Origin of the sequence: Streptomyces sp. CB01881, from assembly GCF_002953255.1 — a bacterium.
In the GTDB taxonomy this organism is placed as follows: Bacteria; Actinomycetota; Actinomycetes; order Streptomycetales; family Streptomycetaceae; genus Kitasatospora.
This window is the reverse complement of the sequence record NZ_CP026498.1, coordinates 5258603-5258931: the sequence shown is the minus strand read 5'-3', so window position 1 is coordinate 5258931 and position 329 is coordinate 5258603. Positions and strand designations below refer to the sequence as shown.

At 66.6% G+C, this 329-nt stretch carries 1 protein-coding gene; it reads right to left on the bottom strand.

The features are described from left to right. Window positions 1-6 precede the first annotated feature (6 nt). On the bottom strand, window positions 7-329 hold a 323-nt coding region (locus tag C2142_RS12760; RefSeq protein ID WP_241002542.1), incomplete at its 5' end, for an Lrp/AsnC ligand binding domain-containing protein.

Below are 329 nucleotides of genomic sequence, written 5' to 3'. Positions count from 1 at the left end.
CGGCTGTCATCGGGTGCCCCAGGTGTAGGTCTGTTTCCGGAGCTTCAGGTAAACGAAGCTCTCGGTGCTCCGCACGCCGGGAAGCGCGCGGATGCGCTTGTTGATCATTTCGAGCAGGTGCTCGTCGTCCTCGCAGACCAGTTCGGCCAGGAGGTCGAACGAGCCTGCGGTGCAGACGACGTAGTCGACCTCGTCGAGGGCGGCCAGCGCGTCGGCGACGGGCTCGATGTCGCCCTCGACCCGGATTCCGACCATCGCCTGGCGGGTGAAGCCGACGGTGAGCGGGTCCGTGACGGCGACGATCTGCATCACGCCCTGGCAGCTTCTGG